Genomic DNA, 25,828 nt, shown 5'->3' on the forward strand with positions numbered 1-25,828 from the left:
GACTCTATTTTTATCTGCAAATTTTATCTATATTTTTATCTGCAAACTGTTCCTGTTATGATATCTTACAGGTTAAAGTCTTTTTCATACAGCATAATTCGTCCGGTTACATCCAGATGACGTTTTGCCACTTTTTTACCTGGACGTCTGCCCAGTCTGGAAGCTTTTGCAATTGCACTATCCATCATTTCCCTTACCTGTCCGACGCAGACTGGGTCATCTTCATACTGATTATCGCCAATCAAAGAATATACCGCAAGTACTGCAATATCATCTACCTTATAGCCTTTTTCCTTGGCATAAGTCTTGGCGAATGACACCAGCTCGTCATTGGTAAAAACCGGAATTACAATCCTCGAATCAAATTTTTCCATAAATTCCGGATAATCCTGCTTCAATGTATAAATTCCGGCTTTTGAATCTTCCAAAATAACAGTCAGACGATTGGTCTTAAATTCCATCGCTTTGGAAAGATTCTCAACTGTTTGGGCAGTCATTGCAGATGCACGTCCGATTGCCAGAAATCCTCCTGAAAGTTTATCTACAATAAATGCAGGGTCTTTTTTATTTAACACCTCTGCGGTCAGGTAAGCCACTTTTGCACCTTCCATCTGGCGTTCTTTGCAAAGTGCTTTAATCAGGCTTTCTGAAAATCTGGTTTTTCCTGAACCGGAACGTCCAGTTACAATCATATTTCCTGCCTTGGAAGTCTTTTCACACGCAGATTTCTGTGCGATATCCAAAGCTTCTTTTACCTGTTCTTTCATTCCCGGAATTGGTGCAAAATAAGTAAAGAGTCGTCTGTGTTCTTCCTCTGTCAAATGATGACGAAGCACTTTTTCCGGTTCTGGTTCTACTTCTTCAGCTACTTCTGCTTCCGGCTCTGCATTTTCTTCTTCTGACTCCACTGGCTCCTCAAGCATCCACTGTGCCGGTTCACTCTCTCGTGCTTCTTCTACTTCAATCGGTTCCGGTTCAGCAGATTCCGTCACTTTCTCTTCCTGCTGCTCTTCTGTCTCAACGGACTCAGCTGCTTCATTTTCCTGTGGCTCTTCTGTCTCAGCTTCAGCCACTTCTTCCTCTGATGCCTCAGTTTCAGCTTCTACCGCTTTTTCTGCTGTTTCTTCCTCCGCTGTCACAACCGCTTCCGCCATTGCTTCTTCTACAACATTTGATAAATCAACCGTTGCATCGGTTTCTACTGCATTTTGACGTGCTGCTTTTATCTCTTCTAACGGAAGCTGGATAGTTGCGCCTTCTGACACTTCCATTTCTGTTTTTGCTTCCGCTTCGTTTTCTACTGCTTCAGTTTTTTCTTCCTGAACCATCTCATCTGCCGCAGCTCCAAGTGCCGCCTCTAAATCAAATTCTTTAACAGGTTCTTCTTCTGCAATTTTCGCTGTTTCTTCCTGCAGTTTTGCTTCTACCTCTTTTTTCTTTTCGAGTTCTTCTTCGATTTCTTTTTTGATTTCTTCCGGCATTTGAATTTCCGGAAGTGGTTCAAAATCTGGTTTAACTTCCGGAGTTTTAATAAATTCCGGCATCTTCATTATTTTCGGCTGTTCTGCCAGTTCCGGTTTTACTTCCTCTTCCGCTTTTGCTTCTGAGCCTGCCCCAGATTCAGCTTTCTTAATCGCCTCCGGTTTCGGAAGCTGAAATGCCTCTGCTTTAACTGAATTTACTGCTTCCTCTGGTTTTACCATAGTCTGCGCAGTCTGATTGAGCATTTTTGCTGCCGCCTGAGTTGCCGCACTTACACTTGCCGCTGTTCTTGCAATACGTACTGCTTTCGGCTCTCCATAAAGTTCCTTATATTTTTCTTTCTCCGCATCTGTCAGCTCCGTATACTTCATTTTCAGCTCCAGAGCTTTCTTTACATACTTTCCGTCGCTGAACCAGAGAACCATCTCGTCACATTCTGCGATACATTTATCGTACATGCCGGCTCTTGCATACAATCTTGCCAGTTCATAAGCCCAGCGTTCTGTATACTCACTTGCTTTATATTTCTCTAAGATTTTAATCTGATCCTCAATCGGATTTTTTCTTCCTTTATAAATCTTATATTTCAAAATATAACGGTTGTTATCATTTGGAGAGAGTTTCATAAATTGATTATAGTACTTAACTGCACTTTCATAATCTGTCATCTTTACAGACAACTCTACCAGACGATATAAAATCAGCTTTCCGCTCGGTGCTCTCTGATAAGCCAGCAGAAGCAGTCTGAGACTGTCATCATACCGTTTATTAACCTCGTAGATTTCACTTACCATACAAAGAGTTCTTGCACTTCTTACCCGTCTCCACTCAATCGTCTCTACAACATTCAGAGCTTCTCTGTAATCCTGCTTCTCTACCAGATTGTTAATCTCATCCAGTCTCGCACGGTATTCCTTTTTATCCAATATTTTCACCTCTGTTAGTTTCATGTACGCTCAAAATCAGCTGTACATTCGATACTTCCTTTTGCTGTGTTTGTACTAAATATATAACGTATATTAAGTTTCTACTATTAATATTTGCCATACCATGACACAATACCCATAGTTAAGTTCAGTGTATCATACCCATGATTAGATGTCAAAGTCTTTCCCAGAGGTTCAATGAGGTACAAAACGCATATAGTATATATAGTAATAGCAGGCAAAAACAAAATGGATGCCACCTGTGCAATACAGGATAACATCCATCTGCTTCACCTGGCTCATAATATGGATTTCCGATTCTCCCTCTTCTATTTCAGAATAATAATATCTCTTGCATCCTGAAGATTTCTTTTTCTTTTTTCTTTTAAATTTAATTTCAGAAACCTCCCGAACAACCAAACTCCCACCAGCAGCCCGATTAATATTGGTCCGGAATATTCCCCCAGATTTAAAAAAATCTGTCCAATTTCACCCATTTGAGCCCTCTTTTCCTCGGTTAAAAATAGCTTTCCTTTTTATTATACTATGTTTTTTCGACAAACGCTATGAAAAAACAAAAGGACTGTCGAAAACTCGACAGCCACTCTTTCTATTATATCAGCCAGAGTACCACGTCTATAATACTTGCATAGGCGTGGGTGAATGGCTGTGTTTTATTTTATTCCCTGATTTTTAATATAATTTTTCACTACATCCAGAGTATTTTCACTTACGGTTGCAATAAAATAACTGTCAGACCAAAAATAAGGTTTCCAGTAATACTTTTTAAGCAATGTATCGCCATAAAGCTTACGAGCTTTGCGGGACGTCTGAGTTTTTATTACATTGACAAGTTCTGACGGAGAAGTCTGCGGGTTCGCTTCAATAAGCAGATGTATGTGATCCAGTTCCCCATTTAACTCAAGTATATTAAACCCTCTGCTTTCAGCTACATAATTAATCCGTTCATAGACAGCAGTTTTTACATCGCCGGTAAGAACCGGATGTCTGTATTTTGTTACAAGTACTATATGATACTGCAATAAAAAACAGCTGTGCCTGTTTATATAATATTCGTACCCTGTTTTCTTTTTCATAAGGATCAAATTCTCCTTTACATCCAAATATATGTTTGCTATAATTATATCAGAGATAATCCATGTTTTCAATACTTAAAAAAGGAGTGCAGCTATATGTCTTATAAGGTAATCCAGTGTCAGATAGCACAGGACAGCTTAATATATGATTACTGCGACAGCAATGCTCAAAAAGCAAAGCTGTTGTATAATGCTGCGCTCTTTCGTATCAGACAGATTTTCACAGGCTGGGATAAAGACTCTCGTACGGACAATGAGAAAGAAGTCTTTGCTGAAGTAGCTCTTCTGCAACAGACTTATCCTTCTGTTAAAGTGAAAAAGGTCATTTCATACGGTCACCTTGAGAAACTGATGCGCGTTACGCATAACCCTGACTTCTTTGCAGGACTTCCAATGCAGACGGCACAGGCTGTTGTCAAACATGCAGGAACCGATTTCTCAAACTGGCTGAAATCCTTAAAGACTTACAAGCAGGATCCGTCAAAGTTTTTAGGAAAACCGCAGATGCCGCACTACCAGAAGCGTAAGATTATCACATTTGGTATTACGAATCAGGATGCTGTATTATATCCCGCAGATCATGGTGTTAATTTAAAACTCCCGGGTAGAAAGGAACGCCTTTATCTTTCAAATGTAGAAGCGGATTCCGTCCTCAAAGAGGTTAAAATTAAGCCTTATTATGGAAGATACATCCTGTGTCTTACCCTCGAAAGTGAAAATTTTGCCGCAGATAATACAGACATGCCCAACATATGTGCCATAGATTTTGGTGTGAGCAACTTCGCAGCTGTCGTATGCAATGATGGTTCATCAATGCTGTACAAGGGCGGAGCTGTTCTGTCAGAGTGCCAGTGGTTTCACAAAAAGAGAGCCAAAGCTGTCAGCATTATCACAAAAGGTCATGAACACAGGCATGCCAGCTCCAGATATCTGAGCGCCTTAAGCCGGCATCATGCCGATTTCATTAAGGATCAGTGCCATAAAATCAGCCGCAGCATTATAAACTACTGCATGGAACATCACGCCGGTACACTTGTTCTTGGCGAAAACAAACGCTGGAAACAGGACTGCGACATGGGTTCACAGAACAACCAGAACTTTGTCTCAATGCCTACAGGGCTGCTCAAACAGATGATTATTTACAAAGCATCTGATGCCGGAATAAAGACAATCATGCAGGAAGAGTCATACACCTCACAGGCTGACATAACAGCAATGGACTACATTCCTGTTTATGGCGTTGATGCCGAAAATGCGGTATTTTCTGGCAGGCGCATAAGCCGCAGTCTCTACCGCTGCTTTAACGGCATGATCATCAATGCCGACTGCAACGGTGCCGCAAATATCATGCGCAAGGCCATAACGGATGCATGGAACAGCATAACTGATTTTTCATTCCTCGCATCACCTGAAGTGTCAGGATTCCACGAACTGAATCCCCTAAGTATTTCCGTAAAAGGGATAGCGGCCGCGTGAACGGCCTCGGCAGGTGGTGGACAGCTTATTTTTAGGTTCGAAAGACGACTTATAAAGTGTCCTGCTGCCACCCAGATACCACTTCCATAGGAGCTATGCACCGCATGGGAGTTGGTAATTCATTTATCAAAATCAGCTTCAAATATTCCTTCCGGAGTACGCATGGTCAAAATTCCAAGATTAAATTCTTCATCCTGAATGGTCACATGGTACTCAAATATTACATCGTCCTCAAATTTGGATAATAATAAATAACTTCCATTCTCTTTTCCTTCAATCTGGTCACAGATATCATCGTACACATCTGCTCCTGAAATTGCTCTCGGATAACCCGAAGCTTTTATTTTTTCTTCAATTGCCTGATATAATTCTTCCATAATAACTCACCGAACCCTTTCCGACTTTTATTTTAATACTTCTTTTGATATATAGAATGTATAGCGGTCTTTTCCTCGTTCTTTTGAAGCATACAATGCTTCATCTGCTTTTTTAAATAATTCTTCATAAGTAGACGCATGTTTTGGATACAGCGCAATCCCAATACTTCCATGTACCGGATTTGCACTCTCCGGCGTTCTGACATGAGCTTTCATCATTTCCACCAGATTGTTGACATAGGTTACTACCTGCTGCTTATCATCTATACCTGGAAGAAATACTACAAATTCGTCTCCGCCAAATCTTCCCTTATAATCATCTTCTCTGAAATTACTTCTAATACATTCTCCCATCAGACGCAGTACTGCATCTCCATAAGCATGTCCGAACGTGTCATTGATATGTTTAAAATTATCCAAATCGATCACCAGCATCATTGCCGGCTTGGACGGAGTTAACTCCATATACTGTTTTATCTTTCTCTCTATCGCATTTTTGGTTAAAAGCTTTGTCAGCTCATCTGTATCTCTCTGCTTAGCGATTTCCCATCTAAGCCGATGCTCATCTGCTTTGGTACGACTGGTCAAAAGATATAATAAAATCGCAAGCATCGTATAACAGATTGCATTTGATACATCAAAATTTGCAATCTCCGGCTCTTTATAATGCAGTGCAAGAGATCGAAAAATCACCGTCATAATACAAAGAAACAACGCCATCCGATATGGCTTGTCAATAAACAAAAGCGGTCCTACAAACAATAAAATAAAATATGAAGTTGCACTCTGTTTCGGACTTCCAACTGTACCCGAAATCGCTGTAAATAAATAAACTGTACTTAGAAATACATAACAGACACTCCGAAGTGTCCTAAAATTATTCAAATCACAGACACGTACTATAATTTCCATCATCATCATACCGATAAAAGTAAGAATCAAAAAACTCTTCAACGCATTTAATTGTGAAAAAAAGAACGCTGCAATTAATAATACTCCTGTGAGCACTTCAAAAGAACGAATCGCATTTTTTAACAATCTTGCATTTTTATGCGCCACACTTTGCTGGATATTTTCATAGTTTTCTTTTGACAGACCTGAATATACCCAAACATCCTTCACCCAATCCCATAGTTTCTTCATCTTTTTCGCTCAATCCCTCTTTTTTTAGTTACCTGCCTATATCATACCATACTTTGGCTTATTCTTGCAAAAAAACAGGAGAAACTTTTATTGTTCTCCTGTTTTTTTCAGACTTCACCTGTCAAAATTTTTCGATTAATCTCTGCTCAACACGTTGTAAAGCGGACACTGCTGTAACAAGCAAGGAGCAATTTAAAGCGGCTTTGAATCTGCCTTAAATTGCTCCCTCATTTCTTATTTTTTCAAAATTTCTTCTACGTCTTCCTTTGATGGCATCACACAGAGTGCCCCTTTTCTGGTTGTGACAATCGACGCTGCTGCGTTTGCAAAAGTAAGCATTTCTTTTAAATTTTGTTCAGACAAATTTTCCAGTCCATGTTTTAAAATATAGTCTAATACACAGGCATCAAAGGTATCTCCCGCACCTGTTGTCTCGATTGTATTTTTCTGAAGAATTGCCGGTACTTCTACCATCTGATTTTTATAATATGCACGGCTTCCCTGTTTTCCCATGGAAACCAGAATCAGCGGAATCTGATAGTTTTCCAAAATTTTCTCAACTGCTTTTGTATAGTCGCTTTCTCCGGTATACCATTCAATTTCATTATCCGAAATTTTCAGGATATCGCACATACTCATTCCATAAGAAACCTGTTTCCTTGCCTCATCTAAACTATCCCACAATGGCTCTCTTAAATTCGGGTCAAAGGAAATTAAAACCTGATTTTGTTTTGCTGTTTCCACTGCCTTTTTGGTTGCTGTGCGTACTCCTTCATGAGTCATCGAAAGCGTTCCAAAGTGAAAAATTTTTGATTCTTTTATTGCTTCTTCATTCACTTCTTCTGCACGAAGCATCATATCTGCGCCTGGATTTCGATAGAATGAAAATTCTCTGTCTCCATCTTCTGCAGTATGTACAAAAGCAAGTGTCGTATGCACTATCTCATCCTGATACAGATAAGTTGTATCTATTCCCAGTGCTGTTACCTTATCTTTTAGCATCTTTCCCAGACTGTCATTTCCAACTTTTCCGATAAATAATGTTTGATTTCCAAGTTTGGTAAGCATTGCCAGCACATTACATGGTGCGCCTCCTGGATTGGCCTCTAAAATTGGATTTCCCTGCTCACTGATTCCATTTTCTGTGAAATCAATTAATAATTCTCCCAATGCGGTTACATCTGTCATTTTCTTAGCCCAGCTTTCTTAGATTAAAATTTTTCTAAAATCAACTCTTTTTTAAAATTCCAAATCACTTTTTGTCACATTAGCTTTCACTTTTCCCTCTGCATAAAAGCAAATTTCATCTGCACATTGTTCTGTAAATACTGCCATTGACATTGCCTGTTCTCCATCATTTACAAAAACTTCTACGCTGTATCTGTCAAGAATCACTCGTAATTTTATACTTCCATTATTGTCTGCCACTTTACATTTTTTCTGATGCTGTACGGCTCTTCTGATACCTGACCAGCTACGGTCAATTTCCAGAACAGATTCCTTTGGATAAAATACAATATCCGAATGGAAGCTCTCGTTTTTGGCAAATTGGATTACAAATTTATCATAACAATTTTCTTCATCTTCCGGTTTAATTTCTACTTCCAGGTCAATCATTCTTCCGCTGACTTTTTCTAAAGAAATACAGTCAGATATAAGCACTTCTGAATAAGAAACGGTATTCTTATGATAATTGCTTAACTCACGAATTGGATTCTGAATCAGTTTTCCATCTACAAACTGAATTTCTCTCGGACAACTTGTCTGACCAAACCATTTCATGTCATCTTCCCGCACTCCACAGGTATCCCAGTTCTGCATCCAGCCAATCATAATACGTCTTCCATCCGGTGCTAAAACAGTCTGCGGTGCATAAAAATCAATTCCATAATCAATAGACTGTGTATATTCTTCTACAAAATGTTTGTTTTCGTCCAAATGACCTGCTACGCATAATGTTCCATTTCCTGCTCCATATTCCAGGCCTACCGGCATCATATCCTGAGGGCTGACCATCAACAGCCATTTTCCATCCGCTTCAAAGAAATCCGGGCACTCCCACATTTTTCCAAAACGATTTTTGTTTTGAATCAAAATCTGTTCAAAGTTCCAGGAAAATCCATCTTTGCTGCTATATAATAAGATCTGTCCACTTCCATCTGCCGGTCTGCTTCCAACTACACAGCGAAATGTTCCATCTTTTTCTTTCCAGATTTTCGGGTCACGGAAATCAATTTTACTTGCGCCTTCCGGTAAAGCATCTGCAGTAATTACTGGATTTTTTTCATATTTTTCAAAATTTGTTCCATCTCCAACTGCAATACATTGAGTCTGAAACACAATCTCTTTTCCATCTTCATCTTTTGTGTTTTGAACACCTGTATACATAAGAATCTGCCTTCCGTCATCCAAAGTATCCGCACTTCCCGAAAAACATCCAAAATTATCATAACTTTCATCTGGTGCAAGTGCTGTCGGACAATATTCCCATTTTAATAAATCTTTACTTACTGCATGTCCCCAGTGCATTGGTCCCCAGTTTGTATCATACGGATGATACTGATAAAACAAATGATACTCTCCATTATGATAAGAAAATCCATTCGGGTCATTCATCCAGCCGACTCTTGGAGTCAGGTGAAACGCCGGTCTTTTATCTGGAGCAATTTCTTTTTCTTTCCGTACTTCATATTCTCTCGCCTTTTTTAATTTATCGTTAATCATTCCTTTTCCTCCAAAAAAAATTTCAAAAAAGAGACTGCGCAGTTTTGTTACGCAGCCTCTCGCCTTATCTTTTCTCTTTATTTGGCACTATCTGCATAATAGTCATCCAGATATTTCTGGAAAATCTGCAGATATTCTTCCAGACCATATCCGTCTAATTCACTTAAGTACTGGTTCCAGTCATCATCTGTAAATCCATTCATAATCCAATCGGATTTGTTTGCATTGATTAATTTTTCAATATCAGTCTGAAGGTCAGACAATTTCTTTGTATCTTCCTGATTCATAAATACATTTGGATATACATAATCCAGGTTCATATCCGGTGTATAATATTCTTTAATCCAGTCTAAACGATATTGTGCATCATCCGGGCAGGTCACATAAACATCATAGTAATCATTTAATACTGCAAGCGGACCTCCAACTGATTCTGCTTCACGAACTTCTACCGGTGAAGCATCTCCAAGCGGTGCATGCTTGAGCATTTCTCCACCCTCTGCATTCTTGCTGAGTTCAAAGATATCAAAGTCATCGTCTTCACCATAGGTTCCCCAGTTATTCTGTGGAGACTGGAATGGGTCATACATCTGGTCTAACCATGCACAAACAAGTGCCGGATTTTCTGCTACTGCTGTTACAACACATCTTCCTCTGTCAAATCCACTTGTGAAAGAACCATTCTGAGGAGTAATATTTCTTGTATCTGCTGTTAATGCCGGAAGCGGAACCCAGTCTTCTAAGTTATCAATATTTGCCACATCCCAGCTAAAGCAAACACCATAACGTCCGGATTTTCCTTTTGCTACATAAGTAGACCATTCCTGTGTAAAACTTTCTGTATCAATTAAGCCTTCTTCATATAATTTGTGCAGCCATTCAATACCTTCTTTGTATCCATCCTGTGTTGCAGAACAGATGACTTCTTTATCATTTGTCACTGCAATATGTCTTGTTTTATCTGCATCTCCATACCCTTCTCCAAAGCCATTGATAATTAAACTCGGATCCTGGTCTCCATCATTTACAATGCAAGACATCGGAATAATGCTTCCATCAATTCCAAACTCTGCCTGAATTTCAGATGCATGATCGCGGAACGCAATTAATACCTGTTCAAATTCATCTACGGTTGTCGGAACTTTAAGATTTAAGAAATCCAGCCATTTTTTATTAATAAAACTCATATTTCCGATTGTCTGAATTGCTGTCTTTTCATTTCCAAGCTGTTCAATCCATGGAAGTGCCCAGATGTGTCCATCTGTATCAGTACACATGGTTCGATATTCCGGATATTTTTCAAAAACTGCCTGTAAATTCGGCATATATGCGTCAATATATTCTTCCAACGGAATGATTACACCTTGTTTGGCATATTTTAACAAGTCATTATCGCTGAATCCCGCTGAAAAGATAAAATCTGTCATATTTTTTGTATTTGCCATTTCCAGAGAAATTTTATCACTCCACTGATCTGCCTGAATCGCCGTCCAGTCAATTTCTACATTCGTCTTTTCCTGAAGTCTTTTAAAAATCGTTCTCTTATTCGGTTCAGATTCTGTATTTGCCGGATAACTAATTGTTCCGGTTAAAGTTGCTTTCTCTTTTAACGGAAATTCCAGAGTAGACGCATCCACTTCTTTAAAGCTTCCATCATTTAATTTTGCACTGGATTTATTTCCACATCCGGTAAACGCCATCGCTGTCATTGTTGCCGCCAATGCTACAGACATTGTTCTTTTCCATACTTTTTTCGTTCTTTTTTTCATCTTTACCCTCCTACATCAACCTTTTACTGAACCTGCCATGATTCCACTATCGAAATACTTCTGGAAAAATGGATACATTACTAAAAGAGGCAGACTCGATATAATAATTGTTGCATATTTTAATAACTCTGCAAGCTGTGCCCTCTGTGCGGTACTTTGCATATCAGAAATCATGCCGGATTCCGGCTGGTTCTGAATCAAAATGGACCGCAAAACTAACTGTAACGGCTGTTTCGCAGAATCATTTAAATAAATCATTGCATCAAAGTAACTGTTCCACATACCTACAAACTGCCACAATGCGATTGTCGCAATGATCGGTGTGCAAACCGGAAGCAGTATTTTAAAGAAGAATACCAACTCATTTGCCCCATCTACTTCTGCCGCTTCTCTTAACTCTCCCGGAATTCCCTGATAATACGTTCTTGCAATAATCATGTTCCATACACTAAATGCACCCGGAAGGATAACCGCCCACATACTGTCTAATAAACCAAGATTTGAAATCAATAAGTATGTCGGAATTAAGCCTCCGCCAAAAAACATTGTGATTACAAAAATAACATTAAATAATTTTCTTCCCTTGAAATCCGTACGTGACATTGGATATGCGACAAGTAATGTAACCACAACAGATACTACTGTAAATACAACGGAATAAATAACTGCGTTTTTAAAACCAATCCAGATTGCTCCATTTGACATAACCCTTTGATACGCTGTTATCGTCCATTTTGAAAAATCAAACGTAATCCCTTTATTCTGTAATGTTACCGGATCCATAAAAGATGCAACTATGATGTAAAAAATTGGCACAATAATTGCAAGTACAAACAATGCAATTAAAAAATATCCAATCGATAAAATAATTTTATCTTGTCGGCCATATTTGGAAAATTGACTTTTTCTCTTCGCCTTCATACTCACACCTCCTAAATTCCTTTTCCATCGTTCATTTTTTTAACGATTTTATTTACTGCAATTAATAAGATGACATTGATTACCGTATTAAATAAGCCAACTGCGGTTGAAAATCCATAATCTCCATCAATCAAACCTTTCTTATATACGTATGTCGAAATAATCTCAGATGTAGGAAGGTTTAAATCGGTTTGAAGTGCATAGGCTTTTTCAAAACCAATACTTAAAATGTTTCCAACTTGCATGATTAACTGAATTAATACAATATCTTTGATGGCTGGCCATTCCACCGCTTTAATCTGTTGGAAAATATTTGCTCCATCAATTACTGCCGCTTCTTTTAACTCCTGACTTGCATTTGATAATGCTGCTGTATACAGAATCGAAGCCCAGCCTGCCCCCTGCCAAATTCCACTGGCAATGTAAATCGTACGAAAAGCAGACGGCATTGTCATAAAGTTGATACTTGTTCCAAACAATCCGTTTACCGGTCCTGTTACAGACAAGAAGATTCGTACAATACCACATAATACAATGACAGAAATAAAGTTCGGAAGATACAGCACGAGCTGAATATTTTTCTTCTTTCTTTTACTAACAATTCGATTTAACAAAAATGCAAGTAAAATCGGCACCGGAAAGCCCCACAATAAGCCATACACACTAAGCTTCAATGTGTTTACTAAATATCTCATAAAGTCCGGTGATGATAAAAATCTTCTGAAATGTTCCAGTCCAACCCAATCACTTCCAAGAATCCCTCGAACCGGGTTATAATCCATAAATGCAATTAAAACGCCGCCCATAGGAATATACTTAAAAATCAAAGTGAGCAACAATGCCGGTAATAAAAAGAATACATACAACTGCCAATGACGTTTCACATATGCAACCGTATTACCGAATCCAGATTTCTTTTTCTGTTCCATTTTCTTTCCTCCTTCTACAGAATATGTGCATTTGTAAACATAACATATTTTGCTTATGCCATCATAATATCAATTTTATACTCAAATGTCAACTATCTATTGTTACATACGCACACTTTTGTAAGAATTTCACGATGCTATATGCTGTTTTTCCCTCATTTTTTCCTGTTTTTTTGTTTATTTTTACTATTTATTTTACATTTGACACATTCGCAAATTTATTCTATAATAAACTCAGATAATCATTTTACATTTGTAACAATCCAATTATTGTTTTAGAACTGAAAAGGAGATTTTATTATGTCAAAACGTGTGACGATACAAGATATCGCTGATGCTCTTGGACTATCAAGAAATACCGTCTCAAAAGCCATCAACAACACAGGAGTCTTATCTGATTCAACCAGAAAAAAAGTGTTACAAAAAACGGTAGAAATGGGCTATAAACAATTTACCTATATGAACCCGGAACAACTTAAGTTTTCCCCACAAGAAGCAACTCCACAAAAGTCTCATGGTGAAATTGCAATCCTAACCTGTGCTCCGCTCGATAATTTTCATTTTTCTTCTACAATGTTAGATAAGCTTCAAAGAGAAACCACTCAACTTGGCTATAGCATTACGATGCACCGCGTAAGCAATGAAGAACAAGCCAACTACCAGCTTCCCATTTCGTTTCATCCTGAGAATGTCTGTGGCATTATCTGTATTGAAACTTTTAACTATGACTACGCAAAAATGATTTGCGATCTGGATATTCCGGTTTTATTTGTAGACCATCCGGTACTTATGGGAAAACCTCTTCCTGCTGATCGTTTACTTATGAATAACCAGGATGAAATTTTTGCCTTCGTTCGTGAAATGAAAAAATGTGGCAAAACAAATATCGGATTTATCGGCGAGCAGTTGCATTGCCAATCTTTTTTTGAACGCTGCATGGCTACTCGTAATGCACTCTATATAAATTCGCTTCCAATTAATGAAGAGTTTTTTATTATAGACGCTCCAAAAGACACACTCACAGATTATAAAACTTATCTTTTTAACTATATTCAAAATTTAAAAGAACTTCCTGATGTTTTTGTCTGTGCAAATGATTTTATTGCTTTTGATCTGATGCAAATATTAAGACAATTAAATATTCAAGTTCCGGAGGATATTTGTCTATGTGGCTTTGACGATTCTCCTGCTGCTAAACTTATCACTCCACCGCTTACCAGTATCCACATTCACAATGAAATTCTTGGAGTTTGTGCAATAGATTTATTGCTCTCCAGAATAAAAGATCCGACTTTAAATTATCGAACCGTTTATACCGAAACAAACATTGTATACCGAGAATCCGTAAACATTGCTCCAACCAAGTAAAGGAGAATATTATGAATCAGATTTTTTCAATTGATAATCGTTTCATCCAGCTTTTAAACAAAATTTTTTGTGCTGCATGGCTCAATATCCTTTGGTTTTTATGTTGTATTCCTGTTTTTACAATCGGTGCCTCGACAACTGCCCTTTATTATGTTTCATTCAAACTCGTACGCAATGAAGAAGGCAATATTACAAAGCAGTTCTTTACTGCATTTCGTTCTAATTTCAAAAAAGCCACACTGATCTGGCTCCCTCTTTTGGGGCTTGGCATCCTATTTGGAATTGACGGCTATGTGCTTTATCATATTCGTCTGGAAAATGTATTCTGGACTTTATGCGGTGCAGTGCTCATCTGTGCCGGAGTTGTATACCTCATCGTTTTACTGAATGTTTTTCCATTATTTGCACGATTTGAAAATACAATTCCTGCAACTTTTAAAAATGCACTTGTCATGGGACTGCGTTATCTGTTCTGTTCTATTTTGATGGCAGTTGTTTATTTTGTTATTTACTATGTTATAATCAATATTTTCACACCATTTGTTGTTTTTGGACAAGGACTCGGAGCACTTATCTGCTCCTGGCTGATTCTTCCGATTCTGGAACGACTTGAAAATAATAAGGATGATGTTCTATGAAAGCATTAAAACAACTTCACGGAAAAGCAAAACTTCAATATCTTTGGGATTATTACAAACTGCCTTTTATTATTATTTGCATCGTACTTTATATTCTTGTTTATAATATCCACGGACAGCTTGTAAAAAAAACAACTGTTCTCTCGATTGCATTTATTAATGTTAATATGAGCGAATCTCTCTCTCAGCATCTGACCAGTGATTTTTTAGACTTTGAACATTTATCTGCAAAGAAAAATGAAATCTGTACTTATGACAATTTACTGATACAGGAGAATCCGGACTCGGAAAACTTAGAATACGCTTATGCATCAAGCACCAGACTTCTTGCTGTAATTGACGCAAAAAAAATAGACCTCGTATTTATGAATCGAGAAGCAATGGAACAATTAAATAAAAAAGGATATCTCTCTGACAGTATCAATGTCTCGGATTTTCCACTTTTAAAAAATGCAAAATTTGATGGGGATATCTATGTTGGAATTATCAAAAATGCTCCACATAAGGATGAATGTCTTAAATATCTTGATTTTATAAAAAAAACAGCTCCGGAAACTTAATTCCGAAGCTGTTTTTTTCTTTCTACACTACTACTTCCACTATCGTCTTTCCCCTATTTATCTTTATTTAAAAGGAATGTTTTTAACCTTCAATGGAAATATATTTATCTGTTTCCACTGCCGGTTTCGCTTCTTTCTTCGGTACGAACAGGGTCAGCATACCATGTTCAAAGTGAGCTTTGATGTCTTCCTGTTTCACATCTTCTCCCACATAAAAACTACGTTCACAGGCGCCTGAATAACGTTCACGTCTGATGTAACGACCGGTTTCTTTTTCTTTCTCGTCTTTATCAAGTCCTTTTGCTGCTGCTATGGTCAGATAACCATTTTCAAGTGCTACTTTGACTTCATCTTTCTTAAATCCCGGCAGATCCATTTCAATGGTATAACCTTTTTCAGTTTCTTTGATATCTGTTTTCATCATATTTTTGCTATGATGTCCATACAGTTTCTTTTCAATGTTTTTCTGTTCTTTGCTGTTATCAAAAAATGGGAATTCCCAAAAGTCATCAAATAAATTTTCTCCAAAAATACTAGGCATCAACATAAGTCATCTCTCCTTTTTTATCTCAAAATCTTAATTGCTGTTTACCTGTTTCTTTTTTGGAACTTAGGTCAAACCAGAGGGGAAAGACTTTTTCATTTTTCTTTGTCTCTCTTTATTTCCCTCTTCCTTTGTTCTAGTTGTACTATAGCACGTATTATTAGCACTGTCAAGAGGTGAGTGCTAATTTTTTGTGAAAATTCTGTGAACCCTGCAGACAGAAGAAACATCACAGTCAAAATAACGTAGAAATCCGTCAGAATAAAGGACGAAATTTTCTCTCAAATACATTATAATAAATTTTATAATAATTTATGGGGGATTTTTATGAAAAATATAGTTTCAACCGGTAAAGATGACTTTTACCGGCAAATGTTTCGGCTGACACTTCCGATTATCATCCAAAATCTGTTAAGTGCAGCCGTCAATTCCGCCGACGTAATCATGCTCAATTATGTCGGACAATCCGCAATTTCCGCAGTTTCTTTAGCTGCCAGTTATTCTAATATCCTGTTTATGGTATATTATGGACTTGGCACAGGTGCATCGCTTTTATGTGCACAATACTTTGGACAAAATAATTTACAGGCGATTCACGCAATCGAAGGAATTGCCCTTCGTTTTTCAATCGCAATTTCCGGTGTCGTTGCCCTGATTGCATTTACGATGCCAAACCGCATGATGCTAATCTTTACCTCTGACCCGGAGTTAATATCCATCGGCTCTTCTTATTTAAGAATCATGGGAATTACTTATTTATGCTGGGGCGTGACCGAAGTTTATCTTGCAATTCTGCGAAGTATCGGACGGGTAACCATCAGTATGGCATTAAATATGCTTGCTTTTGTTTTAAATGTTATTTTAAATGCGGTCTTTATTTTTGGTTTATTTGGACTTCCAAAACTCGGAGCAGCCGGTGTTGCCATTGCAACTGCTTTTTCTCGACTAATCGAACTAATTGCCTGCATCATTGTTTCTTTTCTGAGTAAAAACGTAAAACTAAATCCGGCTTATATGTTTATCCATAGTAAAGTTTTATTAAACGACTTTATTAAATTATCACTTCCGGCACTTGGAAACGATGTCTCATGGAGTGTAGCCTTTTCCATGTATTCTGTTATTCTTGGACATTTAGGTACCGATGCTGTAGCTGCTAATTCTCTGGTTACAGTAGTCCGTAACATTGGTTCCGTGTTCTGTTTTGCGATTGCCAGTGCAGGAACCATTCTGCTTGGCAATGTTATGGGAAAAGGTGACTTGGAAAAATCTAAAGTTTATGCATCCAGAATGTTAAAAATGACTGTGATTGCCGGAGCAATCGGTGGTGTCATCGTACTGACAATCACACCTTTTGTAATGAGATTTGCCTCTCTAAATGATCAGGCAATGCACTACTTAAAATATATGCTCTTAATTAACACTTATTATATTATGGGTTCGGCTGTAAATACCGCACTCATTGCCGGAGTATTCCGAGCCGGTGGTGATACCAAATTTGGATTAATCTGTGATACCATTGATATGTGGGTTTACGCAGTTCCACTTGGATTCTTCGCTGCCTTTGTACTAAAACTTCCGGTTCTCTGGGTTTATTTCTTATTATGCACAGATGAATTTGTGAAATGGCCTTGGGTACTGCATCATTACCGTCAGGGTAAATGGGCACAGAATATTACAAGAGAAAATTTATTTGACTGAATTAATCAGGCAACAAATTGGATTACGAATATCCATTTGTTTGAAATCAAAACCGCCCTGTGCATCTCAACTCCAACGAAGTGCACAGGGCGATTTTTTAATTTATTTTAATTTTGTTTAAAGAGGAATCTGCTTATCCTTCAATGGAAATATATTTATCTGTTTCCACTGCCGGTTTTGCTTCTTTCTTTGGTACGAACAGAGTTAACATACCATGTTCAAAGTGAGCTTTGATGTCTTCCTGTTTTACATCTGCTCCTACATAAAAGCTACGTTCACAGGCACCGGAATAACGTTCGCGTCTGATGTAACGACCGGTTTCTTTTTCTTTCTCGTCTTTATCAAGTCCTTTTGCTGCTGCTATGGTCAGATAACCATTTTCAAGTGCTACTTTGACTTCATCTTTCTTAAATCCTGGCAGATCCATTTCAATGGTATAACCTTTTTCAGTTTCTTTGATATCTGTTTTCATCATATTTTTACTATGATGTCCATACAGTTTCTTTTCAATGTTTTTCTGTTCTTTACTGTTATCAAAAAATGGGAATTCCCAAAAGTCATCAAATAAATTTTCTCCAAAAATACTAGGCATCAACATAAGTCATCTCTCCTTTTTTATCTCAAAATCTTAATTGCTGTTTACCTGTTTCTTTTTTGGAACTTAGGTCAAACCAGAGGGGAAAGGCTTTTTTATTTCTTTGTCTCTCTCTATTTCCCTCTTCCTTTGTTCTAGTTGTACTATAGCACATATTATTAGCACTGTCAAGAGGTGAGTGCTAATTTTTTGTGAACATTCTGTGAAAATTCAAATAAAAAACTAACTTCCACCTTTAGCCTTTTTATTCTACATTGTAAACTTTAGATATGATAAAATTTTTCTTGCCCTCGGGTTACCCTAGTATATTAATATTTCTACTATACGGACACACTAATATAACATTTTATTTTGGAGGTAGCTCATGAAAGATTTTATTTATGAAGGGCCAGTCCGCATCATCTATGGTGCTGGTCAGTATAAAGAATTAAAAGAAAATCCTCATGACCGCAAAAAACTAATGGAAATTATTGATTCATTTGGACCGATGCAGTCACTGTTTATGGAAATTACAACAGAAAAACTTGCTGATATCATAGAAGAAGCAATTGAGGGATTAGCATAAAAAATCAGAAAAAAAGAAGTTCAGAGCTGGCACTCCGAACTTCTTTTTACTCACTTAGAGTATAATCGCATTTCTTAGCTATACTTATTATATGTCTTTTCTTATCAAAAATCAAATGCCCACCCTTCATTTGCTTCTTCCTGCCATTTGTGCTATTCTGAAAAACAAAAAGGAAGCCCTATTATGATTTTAATATTCATCATTCCCATTTATATTTTATTAAACGCCTACATCCTGCACCGAATCCATAAATGGCTGACTGCATGTTCTGAGCGTTTTCATTCCAAATGGTTTGTTGTGCCTTATCTTACTATTTATTCTCTGCTGGCGCTTTCTCTGCTTTTTGCATTTTTACTGCCTGCCTCTGAATTTCAGGTACTTGTAAAGCGAATCAGCAACTACTGGCTTGGCACATTTTTATATTTATTAATGTTTATTGCAGTCGCAGATATTCTCCGGCTGATTTTAAAACAAATTACTGGAAAAATACATGAGTTTTTCTTTTGTAAAGCCGGCTATGTATTTGTTGGACTTCTGCTTACCGCACTTATCTGCGGTATCAGCGCTTATGGAATTTTACATTCCAAACACGTAAAAGTGACGCCTTATGATATTACTGTAGAAAAATCCTGCGCCGGACATGATTCTTTAAAAATCGTTCTCGCTGCAGATTTGCATCTTGGTTACAGTGTCGATGACAGGCAGATGCAGCGCATGGTAAAGAAAATCAATGCACAAAATGCAGACCTTGTTGTATTTGCGGGCGACGTTTTTGACAACGAATATGAAGCCGTTCAAAATCCAGATAAAATTGCCAAAACACTTTCTACGATTCAAAGTACTTATGGCTCTTATGCTGTGTTCGGAAACCATGATGTGACAGAACGGCTCTTAGGTGGATTTTCAGTTACATCAAAAGAAAACGAAGTCCGTGACCCGAGATTTGAAAGTTTTCTAAAAGATGCCGATATCACTCTTCTCGATGATGAAGTCACCTGTATTGACAATGCCTTTTATCTCGTTGGTCGAAAAGATATTCAAAAACCAGGAGACGGCACAACGAACCGAAAAACTATCGAAGAACTGCTCTCGAACGTAGATAAAACCAAACCTGTTTTTGTCCTGGAACATCAGCCAAAACAACTTGAAGAACTTGATAATGCCGGCGTAGATATGCAGTTATGCGGTCACACTCACGATGGACAGATTTTTCCCGGAAATCTAACGGTAAAATTATTCTGGGAAAATCCCTGCGGTTACTTAAAAAAAGGTAATCTGAACAGCATTGTAACTTCCGGAGTCGGTGTCTGGGGTCCGGCAATGCGGGTTGGAACAGACAGCGAAATCTGTACGATTACGGTGTATTTTTCCAATTATTAATAATTTTAGTGTGCATCGGAGGTTATCTCCAATATACAACTTCGTACGAACCCTTCCTGATATGCACAAAAAAGTTCCAGAATAGTTCTTAAAAAAACTAAACTGGAACTTTTTATTTCTATTTCATGCGCTGGATTGCAGTTTCACGACCAAGTGTACAACGAAGTTCCGGTACAAATGGTCTGGAAGTCAGATGCACCATCCAGGTTTCTCCATTTGGCAAATCCACATAACTTGCATGACCGGATTTCTGAAGTTTGCTCTCTGGATTGTAGTAACGTGGTTTTAAATGATCCCAATCTGCACGTTCGTTATAATTTCCTGGTGCAGAAGTTAAAATCGGATTGCATGGGTCTGCCTCATAAGGTCCGTATACGTTTTTAGAACGACCCATTGTCACACTGTGATAATATCCTGTATCACCTTCGGCACACATAATGTAATAATAATCACCATGTTTGGTCAGATGCGGAGCCCAGATTCCCTTTGCACTTGGCAGTTTTTTCAAATCAGAGTCATCGGCATTTGTCAGCGCATGAGAATATAATTCCCATTTTTTCATATCTTTTGAATGATAAATCGGAATCCCTGGAAACCACTCAAAAGAAGAAACGGCAACGTAAAAGTCATCCCCTTTACGACAGATACATGGGTCTGCGTGGAATCCTGGTAAAATTGGATTATGAATCATAACTTTATTTCCTCCTGTATATTTCAATGTACTTTTTTACTTTTGGAATGTTTTGAAAGTACATTTCAAAAGTACATTTTATCTTTACTTGGAAATAAAATAACTGATTTTTTTGGATTTTTAAATATAATTTTTTATCGTATCTCTCGATAAAACATCAAAGGGAACGTGAAAATCCATTTTTTTCACATTCCCCTTTGCATCATTTACTTACACAAACTTTCTACTTCTTCTTTTTTAGGAATTGCCGGAATTCCACCTCTTCTCTGCACACACAATGCCGCCGTTGCATTGCCATACTTTGCACACTTTTTAAGTTCTTCCCATGTAAGCTCTTCAATTTTTTTATTTTGTTTTAGATACTCACTTTAAAAGCCTCCCCAGAAAGAATCTCCAGCCCCTGTCATATCAATCGCTTTCACTTTAAATCCTGGTAGTTTCTCCTGTCTCTGTTTTGTTGCAAGAAGAACCCCTTCGCTTCCAAGCGTCACAGCCACTAACTTTGGTCCTATATCAAGAAGTATTTTAACTGCCTGACTATAATCTTTATTTCCTGTCAGCAAAACTAGTTCTTCATCTGACACTTTCATCACCTCAACATAAGGTATCATGGATTTCATCTGTTCTACAGCAGTTTCTTTTCCCATAATGATGCCCGATAATTAGGGTCATAAGAAATAAGTGCACCTGATGATTTTGCTATTTTTACAGCTTCTATTGTTGCTGTTCTTGCCGGTTCATCTGTCAATGACAACGAACCAAAATGAAATACCTTACAATCTTCAAGCAATTTCTGATTTAACTCATCTGCACAAAACTGTGTGTCTGCACTTTGTTTTCTGGAAAAAGAAAACTGACGCTCCCCACTTTCCGCAATCTCTACAAAAGCAAGAGTTGTAAAATATCTTTCATCCTAAATCAGATATTTTGTTCCGATTCCTTCTTCCTCCAAAGTTTTTTTCAGAAAATTCCCATGCATATCCGTTCCGACTTTACCGATAAATTCCGTGCGATACCCCATACGTGAGGCTAGAGTTAAAAGATTTGCCGGTGCGCCACCAGGATTTTGCTCAAACAGCTTTTTTCCTGAATCACTTTTTCCTGCCTCTGTAAAATCAATCAAAAGTTCTCCTAAAGCGACAATATCAACCTCTTTTGCCATTTTTCAAGTCCTCCACAATTTCATTATAGCGTTTTTTATTCAGACGATAGAAAAACAGAACAATTGCTGTAACAATCCACAAAATTCCAGGTATCGTTGAAAATGCATGTTTCATAATTGCAATTACTTCCGGATTCTGTGTCTGATTTGCCACATATCCATATTTTCCAAGTAATGCTGCAAGAAACGCAGTACCTACTGCCATCCCAACTTTATTTCCAAGAGAAACAAAGGCATACTGGAATCCATCATTTCTAAGTCCTGTTTTCCACTCACCATATTCCACGCAGTCTGGAATAATGGCATAAATTGCAGTATTAAATCCTGAAAAGAAAAATTGTGTAATACCGGCTAATGCATAAAATGTGATTGGTGATTCTTTTACATTAAAGAAATACATAGCAAGCATTGCGATACCTGTAAGTAATGCAAAAATAGAAGCTGTTCTTCCTTTATTATTTAACTTACGGAATACTGGCTGGAAGCATGCTGCACCAATAATAGAAGGAATAATAATGCACATTGAATAGGTGGTATAGTAAGAAGCATTTCCCTCAACATAAGTAAAATAATACAAAATATCAGCATTTCTTCCATACAATGTAAATCCAAACAATACCTGTCCAACCAGTGCAAGCAGATATGGTTTATTCTGCATAACTGCTTTCAGCTGTACTTTAATTGAAATTTTCTCTTTTTCAGGGATTGTTACCTGTTCTTTTGTCTTTGCAAAGCAGAAGAAATGACAGGCTGCAAAGATACATCCATAAATAATCGCAACAAGCAGATAGCCTTTTTTGGCACTACTGCTTCCTAGCTTACTAATCAAAGGCACTGTCACAATATTAATAATTCCGATTGCAATCATCGCTGACACGGAACGGGAAGTATTAATTTTTGCACGTTCATCAATATCCTGTGTCATAGCTCCACAAAGTGTTCCGTACGGAATATTTACACAAGTATAGCCTAATACCAGAAGGCAATATGTAATTACCATATAAACGATTTTTGCTGTATTCGACCAGTCTGGATGTGCCCAGAAGGAGAGCATCAAAAGCACCGCCGTAATTGGAGCCGCAATCAGAAGCCATGGGCGATACCTCCCCCATCTTGTATTTGTTTTATCTGTCAGTCCTCCTACAATCGGGTCATTGATTGCATCCCAGAATCTTGAAAAAAGCATCAAGGCTGATACCGCTGCCATACTGATTCCAAACACATCGGTATAAAAAATCATTAAAAAGTTACTGACAAACATCCAGCTAAAATTACAGCCTACATCTCCAAATCCATAGGCGATTTTACTAATCAACGGCACTTTTCCATTCTTACTCTCACTTCCCATAACTTCCTCCTTATCAGCGTTTCTGACTAAACCCCATCCTTCCAAAATTTATCGTTCTATTTTTCCTGCACATTAATAATTACTTTCATTGTTGTTTCACGATTATCATCAATATACTGATATGCTTTCAAATAATCTTTAAAAGCAAAAGTCTTAGAAATTAATGGTCTTAAATGTACCTTTCCTTCATTTACGAGTGCAATCCCATCTACATAATCATCATGGCGGTACATCATTGTACTCTTAATATCCAGTTCATGGTCGTTGGCAACTGCAAGGTCAATTGTTGCCATGCCTGCAAATACAGCCACAAGAACAATTACACTTCCTTTTCTTGCATATTTGATTGCCTGACCCATTGTGATATTATTTCCTGCGCAGTCATAAATTACATCTGCTTTATCCGGACCAAAGGCATCAATCATTGCCTCACCAAAATCTTTTTCTTTTGTATTGACACATACATCAATTCCACATTCTTTTGCTTTCTCTAACCGAAGGTCACTGACATCTGTAATCATAACCTTTGCTGCTCCCATTCCTTTTGCTGACTGAGCAACCAGATTACCAATTGGACCTGCTCCAAGCACTGCAATATTCATTCCTTTCACATCGCCCATCTGTTTTACAGCGTGCACTGCTACAGCAAGAGGTTCAATCATTGCACCTTCTTCATAAGACATCTCCTCTGGAATCGGTGTTACTTTCGACGCATCTACTGCAAAATATTCAGAAGCTGTTCCTGTTGTCTGAAATCCCATAACTTTGAGTTCTTCACAAAGATTATATTTTCCATGACGACATGGATAACATTCTCCACAATATACCTGAGGCTCAATTGTTACTTTTTGTCCTTCACGAAACTCTGTAACATCTTTTCCAATCTTTGCAATTTCACCAGACACTTCATGTCCCTGTGTAACCGGATATTTTGTAAATGGATGTTTTCCATGGTATACATGAATATCAGAACCACAAATTCCAATATTCATAATTTTAACCAACACCTGATTGTCTTTCACCTCTGGAACTGGTACCTCTCTGAAAATAATTTCTCCTGGATTTGTCATTACCTGCTGTAACATAATGTATTTCCTCCTTTATTTATATTCTTTTATTAAACATTTTATTAAAGTAATTACATTATTATCCAAAAGATAAAATTTGTCAATATCCCAACGTTTAATTCTGCCTATTGCACAAGATTGTTTCTGTGAATTTATGCATTTTTCCAGAAAGCAAAAAAAGTTCCAGAGAGAAAACATTCTTTAAACTGCTTTCTCTCTGGAACTTTTTCTCTTTTACAAGCAACTAAATATCTTTTATAAACTCCTGCAAAAAATACTTTGCCACACCTACTGCAGAAGCTTCTCTTTTATAAGAACATATCTTCAAATATCTTGCATCATGGTCAAACCCATTATATTTCATCACTTTTTCTTCCAATGGAATCATATAATCTGAAAGATATCCACCCACTTCGCCTCCAAGAATGATGTCCATGTCATAAGCCATCCGCAAATTTGAAATTAAAACCGCTAAATATTCCAAATATTCCTGCCAAACCTGCTGTGCACTTTCCTTTCGTTCTTCTAACTGCTGCATAAACTGTTCTAATGTTTGGCTGGTATCATCCGTCAGTGCGCTCGCCGCACAGTAAACATCTGCACATCCACGCTTTCCACAATAACATTGCTTTCCGCCTGGAACAAGAATGATATGCCCAAACTCACCCGCCTTCTGATTTTCTCCCAAGATTAATTTTCCATCAATACAAAACGCACCACCCAAAGTATTATTTAAAGATAAATACAACGCATTTTTATATCTATTTAAATCTTCTGCTCTCATCGCTGCATTTGCATCATTCTCAAAGTATACCGGCAGTGAAAACACCTGTTCCAGAAAATTCAAGCTATAATTTTCTAATTGAAGAGCATGAGATTTCACCAACATTCGATTCTCCAAGTTAACAATTCCAGGAATCGAAATACCGATTCCCAGAATCCTCTCCCTGTTTTCTACATCCTTAAGAAATGCCTCCAATTCTTCCCTGATTTTTGAATAATAAGAAGTATTTGTTGAAAATTCCAGCCGTATTCTTTCATATTTTTCAATTTCATACTTCATGTTTACAAGCACAAACCCTATATGCTTTGCAGTGATTCTGATTCCAACCGCATAACGATATGCAGGATTAATACTAATCTTTTTCGCTTTTCGCCCACCTGTTGATTCGTATTCTCCTGTTTCAATCACAATTCCACCTGCTAGCAATTCTTTTACATTAGACAATACTGTCGGCATACTGATATTTAAATCTTTAGATAACTCTACCTTAGACGTTGCCTTATGATTGATAATGTAGTTCACAATTTTAGATTTTGTAACATTTTTTTTCTCTATTCCCGCCATACAAAAGCTTCCTTTTATAA

At 37.6% G+C, this 25,828-nt stretch carries 23 protein-coding genes and 1 pseudogene; 7 read left to right on the forward strand and 17 right to left on the reverse strand.

All coding sequences use genetic code 11. The features are described from left to right. Nucleotides 1-65: 65 nt before the first annotated feature. From ACYQ2D_RS08380 to tnpA, 3 genes are all read right to left on the reverse strand, one after another. Nucleotides 66-2,417 carry a tetratricopeptide repeat protein gene (locus ACYQ2D_RS08380; RefSeq protein WP_334297838.1) on the reverse strand — a complete coding sequence of 784 codons (2,352 nt, stop codon included), beginning with the start codon at nt 2,415-2,417 and terminating at the stop codon, nt 66-68. Between the two features lie 320 nt (nt 2,418-2,737). Continuing rightward, entirely contained in the window at nt 2,738-2,905 is a 168-nt protein-coding gene (locus ACYQ2D_RS08385) for a hypothetical protein (protein ID WP_187558845.1), read from the reverse strand. 177 nt (nt 2,906-3,082) lie between these two features. Then, nucleotides 3,083-3,505: an IS200/IS605 family transposase gene (gene tnpA / locus ACYQ2D_RS08390; protein ID WP_459785118.1), complete on the reverse strand. Its 423-nt coding sequence runs from the start codon at nt 3,503-3,505 to the stop codon at nt 3,083-3,085. Between the two features lie 96 nt (nt 3,506-3,601). Between tnpA and ACYQ2D_RS08395 the strand changes: the two genes are divergently transcribed. Further along, nucleotides 3,602-4,981: an RNA-guided endonuclease InsQ/TnpB family protein gene (locus tag ACYQ2D_RS08395; RefSeq protein ID WP_459785120.1), complete on the forward strand. Its 1,380-nt coding sequence runs from the start codon at nt 3,602-3,604 to the stop codon at nt 4,979-4,981. 119 nt (nt 4,982-5,100) lie between these two features. Here the strand turns inward: ACYQ2D_RS08395 and ACYQ2D_RS08400 are convergent, their stop codons facing one another. The 7 genes from ACYQ2D_RS08400 to ACYQ2D_RS08430 all read right to left on the reverse strand — a co-directional run bounded on the left by ACYQ2D_RS08400 (nt 5,101) and on the right by ACYQ2D_RS08430 (nt 12,844). Beyond that, on the reverse strand, nt 5,101-5,358 hold the full coding sequence (locus tag ACYQ2D_RS08400) for a hypothetical protein (RefSeq protein WP_022303512.1): 258 nt from the start codon (nt 5,356-5,358) through the stop codon (nt 5,101-5,103). Nucleotides 5,359-5,385: 27 nt separating this feature from the next. Further along, the gene (locus ACYQ2D_RS08405; protein WP_459785122.1) at nt 5,386-6,501 is read right to left on the reverse strand and encodes a GGDEF domain-containing protein; all 1,116 of its coding nucleotides are present in this window, start codon (nt 6,499-6,501) and stop codon (nt 5,386-5,388) included. Between the two features lie 234 nt (nt 6,502-6,735). Next, entirely contained in the window at nt 6,736-7,689 is a 954-nt protein-coding gene (locus tag ACYQ2D_RS08410) for a carbohydrate kinase family protein (protein ID WP_459785124.1), read from the reverse strand. 51 nt (nt 7,690-7,740) lie between these two features. Next, entirely contained in the window at nt 7,741-9,225 is a 1,485-nt protein-coding gene (locus ACYQ2D_RS08415) for a glycoside hydrolase family 32 protein (protein WP_459785126.1), read from the reverse strand. 77 nt (nt 9,226-9,302) lie between these two features. Further along, nucleotides 9,303-10,994, reverse strand: coding sequence for an extracellular solute-binding protein (locus tag ACYQ2D_RS08420; protein WP_459785128.1), 1,692 nt, complete (start codon nt 10,992-10,994; stop codon nt 9,303-9,305). 15 nt (nt 10,995-11,009) lie between these two features. After that, entirely contained in the window at nt 11,010-11,915 is a 906-nt protein-coding gene (locus tag ACYQ2D_RS08425) for a carbohydrate ABC transporter permease (protein ID WP_117457685.1), read from the reverse strand. Between the two features lie 11 nt (nt 11,916-11,926). Next, a complete protein-coding gene (locus ACYQ2D_RS08430; RefSeq protein ID WP_118701276.1) occupies nt 11,927-12,844 on the reverse strand; it encodes an ABC transporter permease in 918 nt (305 codons plus the stop codon). Between the two features lie 300 nt (nt 12,845-13,144). On the opposite strand from ACYQ2D_RS08430, the gene ACYQ2D_RS08435 reads away from it, so the two are divergent. From ACYQ2D_RS08435 to ACYQ2D_RS08445, 3 genes are read left to right on the forward strand one after another with little or no spacing between them, the layout of a single operon-like run. Then, the gene (locus ACYQ2D_RS08435) at nt 13,145-14,212 is read left to right on the forward strand and encodes a LacI family DNA-binding transcriptional regulator (protein WP_459785129.1); all 1,068 of its coding nucleotides are present in this window, start codon (nt 13,145-13,147) and stop codon (nt 14,210-14,212) included. 11 nt (nt 14,213-14,223) lie between these two features. Beyond that, the gene (locus ACYQ2D_RS08440; RefSeq protein ID WP_118701274.1) at nt 14,224-14,850 is read left to right on the forward strand and encodes a YesL family protein; all 627 of its coding nucleotides are present in this window, start codon (nt 14,224-14,226) and stop codon (nt 14,848-14,850) included. Beyond that, the gene (locus ACYQ2D_RS08445) at nt 14,847-15,410 is read left to right on the forward strand and encodes a hypothetical protein (protein ID WP_459785131.1); all 564 of its coding nucleotides are present in this window, start codon (nt 14,847-14,849) and stop codon (nt 15,408-15,410) included. Before ACYQ2D_RS08440 ends, ACYQ2D_RS08445 begins: the two co-directional genes overlap by 4 nt. An 82-nt stretch (nt 15,411-15,492) precedes the next feature. On the opposite strand, the gene ACYQ2D_RS08450 is transcribed toward ACYQ2D_RS08445, so the two are convergent. After that, nucleotides 15,493-15,957, reverse strand: a complete 465-nt coding sequence (locus tag ACYQ2D_RS08450; protein WP_117457690.1) for an Hsp20/alpha crystallin family protein — start codon at nt 15,955-15,957, stop codon at nt 15,493-15,495. 324 nt (nt 15,958-16,281) lie between these two features. Between ACYQ2D_RS08450 and ACYQ2D_RS08455 the strand changes: the two genes are divergently transcribed. Then, complete coding sequence (locus ACYQ2D_RS08455) at nt 16,282-17,652, forward strand: MATE family efflux transporter (protein WP_117457691.1); 1,371 nt, start codon at nt 16,282-16,284, stop codon at nt 17,650-17,652. A gap of 133 nt (nt 17,653-17,785) precedes the next feature. Here ACYQ2D_RS08455 and ACYQ2D_RS08460 read toward each other — a convergent pair whose 3' ends face one another. After that, on the reverse strand, nt 17,786-18,250 hold the full coding sequence (locus tag ACYQ2D_RS08460; protein ID WP_118701267.1) for an Hsp20/alpha crystallin family protein: 465 nt from the start codon (nt 18,248-18,250) through the stop codon (nt 17,786-17,788). Between the two features lie 361 nt (nt 18,251-18,611). Between ACYQ2D_RS08460 and ACYQ2D_RS08465 the strand changes: the two genes are divergently transcribed. Both ACYQ2D_RS08465 and ACYQ2D_RS08470 read left to right on the forward strand, forming a co-directional pair. Next, nucleotides 18,612-18,812, forward strand: a complete 201-nt coding sequence (locus ACYQ2D_RS08465; protein ID WP_117457693.1) for a hypothetical protein — start codon at nt 18,612-18,614, stop codon at nt 18,810-18,812. Between the two features lie 183 nt (nt 18,813-18,995). Beyond that, nucleotides 18,996-20,192 (forward strand): metallophosphoesterase, encoded by a 1,197-nt coding sequence (locus ACYQ2D_RS08470; protein WP_187558843.1) that lies wholly within the window; start codon nt 18,996-18,998, stop codon nt 20,190-20,192. Between the two features lie 118 nt (nt 20,193-20,310). On the opposite strand, the gene ACYQ2D_RS08475 is transcribed toward ACYQ2D_RS08470, so the two are convergent. From ACYQ2D_RS08475 to ACYQ2D_RS08495, 5 genes and pseudogenes are all read right to left on the reverse strand, one after another. Then, nucleotides 20,311-20,883 (reverse strand): family 43 glycosylhydrolase, encoded by a 573-nt coding sequence (locus ACYQ2D_RS08475; protein WP_459785133.1) that lies wholly within the window; start codon nt 20,881-20,883, stop codon nt 20,311-20,313. 206 nt (nt 20,884-21,089) lie between these two features. Continuing rightward, nucleotides 21,090-22,045, reverse strand: a pseudogene (locus ACYQ2D_RS08480) (carbohydrate kinase family protein). Further along, entirely contained in the window at nt 22,029-23,393 is a 1,365-nt protein-coding gene (locus ACYQ2D_RS08485) for an MFS transporter (RefSeq protein WP_022304254.1), read from the reverse strand. Before ACYQ2D_RS08485 ends, ACYQ2D_RS08480 begins: the two are co-directional and overlap by 17 nt. Nucleotides 23,394-23,449: 56 nt before the next feature. Next, nucleotides 23,450-24,478: a zinc-dependent alcohol dehydrogenase gene (locus ACYQ2D_RS08490; protein WP_022304253.1), complete on the reverse strand. Its 1,029-nt coding sequence runs from the start codon at nt 24,476-24,478 to the stop codon at nt 23,450-23,452. 226 nt (nt 24,479-24,704) lie between these two features. Then, nucleotides 24,705-25,808: an ROK family transcriptional regulator gene (locus tag ACYQ2D_RS08495; RefSeq protein WP_022304252.1), complete on the reverse strand. Its 1,104-nt coding sequence runs from the start codon at nt 25,806-25,808 to the stop codon at nt 24,705-24,707. Nucleotides 25,809-25,828 lie beyond the last annotated feature (20 nt).

Source organism: Blautia stercoris (genome assembly GCF_054657695.1).

What these genes read in the sequence shown, in the direction of transcription:
- ACYQ2D_RS08385 (WP_187558845.1), bottom strand. Translation starts at nt 2,905, where the DNA reads ATGGGTGAAATTGGACAGATTTTTTTAAATCTGGGGGAATATTCCGGA.
- tnpA (WP_459785118.1), bottom strand. Translation starts at nt 3,505, where the DNA reads ATGAAAAAGAAAACAGGGTACGAATATTATATAAACAGGCACAGCTGT.
- ACYQ2D_RS08395 (WP_459785120.1), top strand. Translation starts at nt 3,602, where the DNA reads ATGTCTTATAAGGTAATCCAGTGTCAGATAGCACAGGACAGCTTAATA.
- ACYQ2D_RS08400 (WP_022303512.1), bottom strand. Translation starts at nt 5,358, where the DNA reads ATGGAAGAATTATATCAGGCAATTGAAGAAAAAATAAAAGCTTCGGGT.
- ACYQ2D_RS08405 (WP_459785122.1), bottom strand. Translation starts at nt 6,501, where the DNA reads ATGAAGAAACTATGGGATTGGGTGAAGGATGTTTGGGTATATTCAGGT.
- ACYQ2D_RS08410 (WP_459785124.1), bottom strand. Translation starts at nt 7,689, where the DNA reads ATGACAGATGTAACCGCATTGGGAGAATTATTAATTGATTTCACAGAA.
- ACYQ2D_RS08415 (WP_459785126.1), bottom strand. Translation starts at nt 9,225, where the DNA reads ATGATTAACGATAAATTAAAAAAGGCGAGAGAATATGAAGTACGGAAA.
- ACYQ2D_RS08420 (WP_459785128.1), bottom strand. Translation starts at nt 10,994, where the DNA reads ATGAAAAAAAGAACGAAAAAAGTATGGAAAAGAACAATGTCTGTAGCA.
- ACYQ2D_RS08425 (WP_117457685.1), bottom strand. Translation starts at nt 11,915, where the DNA reads ATGAAGGCGAAGAGAAAAAGTCAATTTTCCAAATATGGCCGACAAGAT.
- ACYQ2D_RS08430 (WP_118701276.1), bottom strand. Translation starts at nt 12,844, where the DNA reads ATGGAACAGAAAAAGAAATCTGGATTCGGTAATACGGTTGCATATGTG.
- ACYQ2D_RS08435 (WP_459785129.1), top strand. Translation starts at nt 13,145, where the DNA reads ATGTCAAAACGTGTGACGATACAAGATATCGCTGATGCTCTTGGACTA.
- ACYQ2D_RS08440 (WP_118701274.1), top strand. Translation starts at nt 14,224, where the DNA reads ATGAATCAGATTTTTTCAATTGATAATCGTTTCATCCAGCTTTTAAAC.
- ACYQ2D_RS08445 (WP_459785131.1), top strand. Translation starts at nt 14,847, where the DNA reads ATGAAAGCATTAAAACAACTTCACGGAAAAGCAAAACTTCAATATCTT.
- ACYQ2D_RS08450 (WP_117457690.1), bottom strand. Translation starts at nt 15,957, where the DNA reads ATGTTGATGCCTAGTATTTTTGGAGAAAATTTATTTGATGACTTTTGG.
- ACYQ2D_RS08455 (WP_117457691.1), top strand. Translation starts at nt 16,282, where the DNA reads ATGAAAAATATAGTTTCAACCGGTAAAGATGACTTTTACCGGCAAATG.
- ACYQ2D_RS08460 (WP_118701267.1), bottom strand. Translation starts at nt 18,250, where the DNA reads ATGTTGATGCCTAGTATTTTTGGAGAAAATTTATTTGATGACTTTTGG.
- ACYQ2D_RS08465 (WP_117457693.1), top strand. Translation starts at nt 18,612, where the DNA reads ATGAAAGATTTTATTTATGAAGGGCCAGTCCGCATCATCTATGGTGCT.
- ACYQ2D_RS08470 (WP_187558843.1), top strand. Translation starts at nt 18,996, where the DNA reads ATGATTTTAATATTCATCATTCCCATTTATATTTTATTAAACGCCTAC.
- ACYQ2D_RS08475 (WP_459785133.1), bottom strand. Translation starts at nt 20,883, where the DNA reads ATGATTCATAATCCAATTTTACCAGGATTCCACGCAGACCCATGTATC.
- ACYQ2D_RS08485 (WP_022304254.1), bottom strand. Translation starts at nt 23,393, where the DNA reads ATGGGAAGTGAGAGTAAGAATGGAAAAGTGCCGTTGATTAGTAAAATC.
- ACYQ2D_RS08490 (WP_022304253.1), bottom strand. Translation starts at nt 24,478, where the DNA reads ATGTTACAGCAGGTAATGACAAATCCAGGAGAAATTATTTTCAGAGAG.
- ACYQ2D_RS08495 (WP_022304252.1), bottom strand. Translation starts at nt 25,808, where the DNA reads ATGGCGGGAATAGAGAAAAAAAATGTTACAAAATCTAAAATTGTGAAC.